This window comes from Brevundimonas vesicularis (assembly GCF_032067225.1).
Lineage (GTDB): Bacteria > Pseudomonadota > Alphaproteobacteria > Caulobacterales > Caulobacteraceae > Brevundimonas > Brevundimonas vesicularis_F.
Genome location: NZ_DAMBJX010000103.1, coordinates 1 through 5765, shown reverse-complemented (window position 1 = coordinate 5765; position 5765 = coordinate 1). Strand labels below are relative to the sequence as shown.

The following is a 5765-nucleotide window of genomic DNA, read 5'->3' as shown; positions in this document are numbered from 1 at the left end:
AAGGGGATTGCGCTCGACCTCGCCACCATCCCGGCCGAGGACCCCAAAACCTATGCGATGATCCGCAAGGCCGACACGCTCGGGGTCTTCCAGATCGAGAGCCGGGCCCAGATGGCCATGCTCCCGCGCATCAAGCCCCGCACCTTCTACGATCTGGTCATCGAGGTCGCCATCGTCCGGCCCGGGCCGATCCAGGGCGATATGGTCCATCCCTATCTGCGCCGCAGAGAGGGCAAGGAGGACGTCGTCTATCCCAAGCCCGAGCTGGAGAAGGTGCTGGGCAAGACCCTGGGCGTGCCTCTGTTCCAGGAACAGGCCATGCGCGTTGCGATCGAATGCGCCGGTTTCACCGCTTCGGAAGCCGATCAGCTCCGCCGGGCCATGGCGACCTTCAAGTTCACCGGCGGGGTCAGCCACTTCAAGGACAAGCTGATCAGCGGCATGGTCGAGCGCGGCTATGACGCCGCCTTCGCCGAGAAGACCTTCAGCCAGCTTGAGGGCTTCGGCTCCTACGGCTTTCCGGAAAGCCATGCAGCCTCCTTCGCCCTGATCGCCTACGCCTCCTCCTGGCTCAAATGCCATCACCCGGATGTCTTTTGCGCCGCGCTGCTGAACGCCCAGCCCATGGGCTTCTATGCCCCGGCGCAGATCGTCCGGGACGCCCATCAGCACGGCGTCGAGATCCGGCCCGTCTGCGTCAACGCCAGCCGCTGGGACTGCACCCTCGAGCCGGCAGGCGAGGATGGACGCTTCGCCGTCCGCCTCGGCCTTCGCATGGTGCGCGGCCTGGTGAATGGCGACGCCGCCCGCCTCCTGGCGGCGCGGACGGACGGCGCCTTCCGCTCGGTCGACGACCTGTGGCGACGTGCCGGTGCCCAGGTCTCAAGCCTGGTCCGACTGGCCGAAGCCGACGCCTTCCGCCCAGCCCTTTCACTAGACCGCCGCGACGCGCTGTGGGCCATCAAGGGGTTGAGGGACGCCCCCCTCCCGCTGTTCGCCGCCGCCGACGCCCACAAACAGAAGCCGGAAATCCGGGAGCCCGATCCGGGCCTCAAGCCGATGACGCCGGGACGGGAAGTGGTCGAGGACTACAGCCACATCGGCCTGACCCTGCGCGACCATCCGCTGAGCTTCCTGCGCGACGATCTGCAGGCCCGGCACGTCATGACCTGCGCCGATGGAACGGCCATGCGCGACGGTCGGCTGACGCGCGTCGCGGGCCTTGTGCTGGTCCGACAGAAGCCCGGCAGCGCCAAGGGGGTGATGTTCATCACCATCGAGGACGAAACCGGGGTCGCCAATCTGGTGATCTGGCCCAGCCTCTATGAACAGCAACGCCGCATCGTCTTGTCGGCCTCTATGCTTGCCGTCGACGGCAAGGTTCAGCGCGAAGGCGAGGTCGTCCACATCGTTGCGACCAGACTTCACGACGCATCGGCCCTGCTCGCCTCGGTCGGCGACCGGGGCGAGGCCTTCCCCCTGCCCCACGGGCGCGGCGACGAATTCCATCGCGGCGGGTCGCCGGATGCGCGCGACGCCCCCCCTCGCGCGATCAAGGTTCGGGACATCTACATTCCCGATCTCCATCTAGACACGATCAGACCAAAGACGCGGGATTTCCGATAGTCGCCACGGGCGACCTAAGGGCTTGTCAGGATCGTTACCACGAAATCGCCACTCCATGATCAGGACCCCTGCCGCCATGATTAGGCGAAGCTAAGCTGGCGAACAGATACGTGTCTTTAAATGGATTACGCGCAACCCATACAACCTTGTGTTTTCTTGCGATAAATCAGCCCTGCAGATTTCTGGGTTACCCATAACCCATTTTGCGCCCGATTTTTCTTGTTGCTTTACAATAACCTAATCCTACCGCAGGTGTGCGTAAGGTGTGCATCATCCTTCACAGGATGATATTCCTAATGGCCCCCACTGGGGTTAGACGTTTTTTGTCGTCTGGTTCCATCGTTTAGAGCACGGGCTAGCGGCCTTTAGGCTGTGTTTCAGATGGCGCTCGAGATGGAACATTTGGCTGCCCAACCAGGTGGGAGAACGAAGGTGACCGACGCTGAGCTGCAAGCCTTTCAGATGAACTTTGTGCAGATGGCCCTGGTGTTCTTGTTCACCATTGTGGCTGTCCTCGCCGTCAAGACGGTGATCTCCAAAATGGTGCGAGCGCTTTGTGATCGAAAGGCCCGCGCCGGCGATCATGACGAGCCAAGCACGCCATCTTGACCTAACTCTCTCGCGTTCATCCGGCTGCACTCGTGCAGTAGGCGCAGGGCTACCGCGACGAGGCGTGCACATACTCCGGGCCGGAGGACCGCGCGGCCGATACATCGACCGACACGCGAAGCCAGCTGCTACTCGGACTTGCTTTTTACGCCGGCTCGTCCCGCCATTCATGCCTTCTATGAACCCTCCAAAAATGGGCTTGACCAACCAGGCTATGAACACAGCGGTGACCCCACCGGCCATGAATATAAGAACGTCCATCATCAGGCGTCTCCCAACAAAGTCTGTGGCTCTCGTACACGGCAGTATCTCGTGTGACCGAAGCTGTGGGGCGGCACGGCGACCAGAGCACACGTCCGAATGCCTGCTTTTCAGTGTCGAACGCCCTTCGTCTCGACTGGGTTCAGCTGCAGCTCAGCCGCACTGATCGCGAGAGCCTGAAGCTTGGTACACGCAAGAAGGCCGCATTCCTGAGCAAAGGTCAGCGGCCCATGATTGGCGGGGTCGATCAGACCAACCACTGCGTCGTGCAATCCCTCTAGCGTCGAGACGTCATCCACGAAAGCGGCCAGGTCCGCGCCGGCCCCGTACACCGTGTAGTGAGCGAGGCCTCCTCGCTGGGCTCGATAGGCATCCCAACGAGCCTTCAGCTTCGCCACGCGCTCGCCGGGACCGACAAGGTCGTTTGCTCGTGCCAACCCCTCCGCGACGATCTCCTCGGCAGCCTCGAGCTTGGGCGCCATTCTCATCACATAGTGAGCCGTCCAATACCGGGTCAGTAGATTGCTGCAGTCGGTGCCGTCCTGATGCAGCAGAGGCGCCAAGCCAATCTCTAGATCCCCTTCAGCAAACAGGGCGAGGTCATCGATCAGGATATGCGGCGCCAGCGTCTGTAAGGATGTGAGCACCCTTTCGAACCGCCAGCCTGAAAGGTCGGCCAGATCCTCGGCGGTCGTCTTCACCAACCCCCATTGTCGGGATTGTCCCGTAGCTGTCTAACCCAAACCATCAGCAATAGCGAAAGGATCGTGAGTGCGTCGTCATTTAAGCCTTCCCGGGTGGCGTTCTGCAGAACCCTAAGCGATGCAAGCATGATCAACGGGTCGAGCTCTGCTGGGTCCAGATGCGACCCTGTTCCGATCATGAGCTGCAGTTCGGAACTCATCTCGGAAATATCGACAAAATCAGCCATCACACCCCTCGCACAAATCACACTGATAGTGTGTAGTGAAGATTGGGCGGCAGCCGCAAGTGCGGTTGCGTGGAAGTTGACGCTGAACTGCTGAGTTTTGGCCGCGCCGTCAGGTCGCGGCGGATTGCGCTTGGCCTAAGCCAAGAGGAACTGGCCGACAGAGCCGGGCTCCACCGAAATTATATCGGCGGCATTGAGCGCGGCGAACGTAACGTCGGTATTAAAGCTGTCTACGCCTTGGCTGTCGGCCTTGGCTGTGGACCGTCTGAGTTGTTCAACCCGCCCACGTCGCCGCGTTAACTCTCCCTTAACCGACGCCTTAGCACTCTGACCGAGCCGTAAGACCGATCCAAAACTATCGTTTACTTTAATCGAAAGGTTTGGATATGGGTTATTCCCCAGAGGTTTCAACAGAAGCCAACAGTATCCGTTTGGAGGGGTTTACCCCGACCGCTCCAGCAACAAGTCATCGCCAATCCTGCGACGAGGCTACGGCCTTACCCCCTTCGCAGGATTGTGCAGTCGAATCCACTGAGGTCATACTCAACACCGCTCGCGCGATTAGCGTGTGCGATGGAATTTGGCCGAGCAGCCGTGTTGCAGTCGCCGAGTCCCTTCTCGACGACTTGGCCCGCATCCTTGCGCGTATGACGCTCGATATGCACCGTTGCGATCTTCCATCGCCCGGAGCCTGAGCTGATGCGTGCAGCCCTATATGCCCGTTACTCGACCGACCTTCAAAACGTCGCTTCGATCGCGGATCCGTTTGCGACGTGCCGATCCTTTGCAGCGAAGGACGCGACCAAGATCGTCGCGACGTCTGAGGACGCAGCCATCTCGGGAGGGTCCGCAGCAAACCGGCCCGGATTGCACAGCCTGATGCGCGGCGCGAAGAACGGCGAGTTCGAAGTCGTGCTTTGTGAAGCGTTAGATCGTCTTTCTCGGTCCCAGGCCGATGTCGCGGCACTCTTCGAGGATCTACGGTTCCACGGCGTCAAAATCCGCACGATCTCCGAAGGCGACATATCCGAGCTTCAGATCGGGCTGATGGGCACCATGAACGCCCTCCAACTGCGCGAGACAGGCCGCAAGACAAGGCGCGGCCTTCAAGGCGTCGTCCGGTCCGGTCATCATACTGCGGCCGTGTCTACGGCTACAAAATCAGGCGAGAAGTCGACGCCATCGGCGAACCGATCCGGGGCCTTCGCGATATCGATCCTGATGAAGCAGAAGTCGTCAGAGAAATCTTTCGGCGCTACGCCGCCGGCCAATCGCCTCGGGCGATCGTGAGCGACTTGAATATGCGCGGGGTACGCAGCCCACGCGACGGAAGCTGGAACGCGTCGACGATCAACGGCAATGCCGAGCGCGGCAATGGGGTCATCCATAATGAGTTGTATCGCGGCGTCCTGGTTTTTGGTCGTCAAACCTGGGTGAAGGACAGGCGCACAGGAAAGCGCCAGGCGCGAACGGCGGATCCTGAAGAAATTATTCGGACCGAGGTGCCGCATCTTCGGATCATCTCCGAAGAACTCTGGGCGAAAGTTCAGCATCGCTACGCGGAGAACACCTTATCGTCACGGGGGCCCTCCCCGCGCGTAGCAGTTCGGCCCCGGCACTTACTGAGCGGAAAACTGACCTGCGGAGTTTGTGGCGGCCCGATGATCCGAAGCGGCGCCGACCAACGCTTTATGTGCTCATAGCGACGAGAACGAGGAAAATAGGCATGCACGAACGGCCGCGGGATCAAGAGCGCCGAGATCGAGGCGCGCGTTCTCGCCGCGATCAAGAACCAACTTCTAGCGCCGGAACGCGTGGCGCTCGCCGTCGAAGAGGCGAGGCTCGCAGCAGAGAATGACGCGCGTAGGATCACCCAGACTCGATCAAAACTCGACAGTGAGCTTGCAGAGGTGAAGCGCCGCACCGAACGGTTGGCCGACCAGATCGCCGATGGCGTCCTTACGGGCGCTGCAGTCAAGGATCGTCTGGACGCGCTGGAAGCGCGGCGAAGCCAGATTGAAGCAGAGCTGGCCCAAGCACCGGCGGCGTCTGTCGTCGCCCTGCATCCTCGCGTGGCCGAGCATCACCGGACCGTCGTGGACTCGCTGGAGCGCGCCTTGGCTCGCAGCGACAGCGAGGCAGCGACTGAAGCACGGGACTTGGTGCGCAAGTTGATTGGAACCGTCGTGGTCACGCCGTTGGAAGAGCGAGGAAAGTTTGGCTTGACCGTACAAGGCAAGATCGCCGCCCTGGTGAACCAAGACGGCGCAAATACTACGAAGTTGGGTGCGGGAGTAGGATTTGAACCTACGACCTTCAGGTTATGAGCCTGACGAGC

At 61.0% G+C, this 5765-nt stretch carries 8 protein-coding genes; 6 read left to right on the top strand and 2 right to left on the bottom strand.

What is annotated here, in order from left to right; translation table 11 throughout:
• Positions 1-1626 (top strand): OB-fold nucleic acid binding domain-containing protein (locus RT123_RS15520; protein WP_313010134.1); only part of this gene is annotated, 1626 nt, incomplete at its 5' end.
• A 432-nt stretch (positions 1627-2058) separates the two neighbouring features.
• The gene (locus tag RT123_RS15515; protein ID WP_313010132.1) at positions 2059-2235 is read left to right on the top strand and encodes a hypothetical protein; all 177 of its coding nucleotides are present in this window, start codon (positions 2059-2061) and stop codon (positions 2233-2235) included.
• A gap of 371 nt (positions 2236-2606) precedes the next feature.
• On the opposite strand, the gene RT123_RS15510 is transcribed toward RT123_RS15515, so the two are convergent.
• Both RT123_RS15510 and RT123_RS15505 read right to left on the bottom strand, forming a co-directional pair.
• Positions 2607-3197 carry a hypothetical protein gene (locus RT123_RS15510; protein ID WP_313010130.1) on the bottom strand — a complete coding sequence of 197 codons (591 nt, stop codon included), beginning with the start codon at positions 3195-3197 and terminating at the stop codon, positions 2607-2609.
• Positions 3194-3427, bottom strand: coding sequence for a hypothetical protein (locus tag RT123_RS15505; RefSeq protein WP_313010128.1), 234 nt, complete (start codon positions 3425-3427; stop codon positions 3194-3196). Before RT123_RS15505 ends, RT123_RS15510 begins: the two co-directional genes overlap by 4 nt.
• Before the next feature lie 69 nt (positions 3428-3496).
• On the opposite strand from RT123_RS15505, the gene RT123_RS15500 reads away from it, so the two are divergent.
• From RT123_RS15500 to RT123_RS15485, 4 genes are all read left to right on the top strand, one after another.
• A complete protein-coding gene (locus RT123_RS15500) occupies positions 3497-3727 on the top strand; it encodes a helix-turn-helix transcriptional regulator (RefSeq protein WP_313010126.1) in 231 nt (76 codons plus the stop codon).
• 399 nt (positions 3728-4126) lie between these two features.
• Positions 4127-4717 carry a recombinase family protein gene (locus tag RT123_RS15495; RefSeq protein WP_313010124.1) on the top strand — a complete coding sequence of 197 codons (591 nt, stop codon included), beginning with the start codon at positions 4127-4129 and terminating at the stop codon, positions 4715-4717.
• On the top strand, positions 4609-5130 hold the full coding sequence (locus RT123_RS15490; RefSeq protein WP_313010135.1) for a recombinase family protein: 522 nt from the start codon (positions 4609-4611) through the stop codon (positions 5128-5130). The genes RT123_RS15495 and RT123_RS15490 overlap by 109 nt, the downstream gene beginning before the upstream one ends.
• A 111-nt stretch (positions 5131-5241) precedes the next feature.
• Positions 5242-5754, top strand: coding sequence for a hypothetical protein (locus RT123_RS15485; protein ID WP_313010122.1), 513 nt, complete (start codon positions 5242-5244; stop codon positions 5752-5754).
• Positions 5755-5765: the final 11 nt, after the last annotated feature.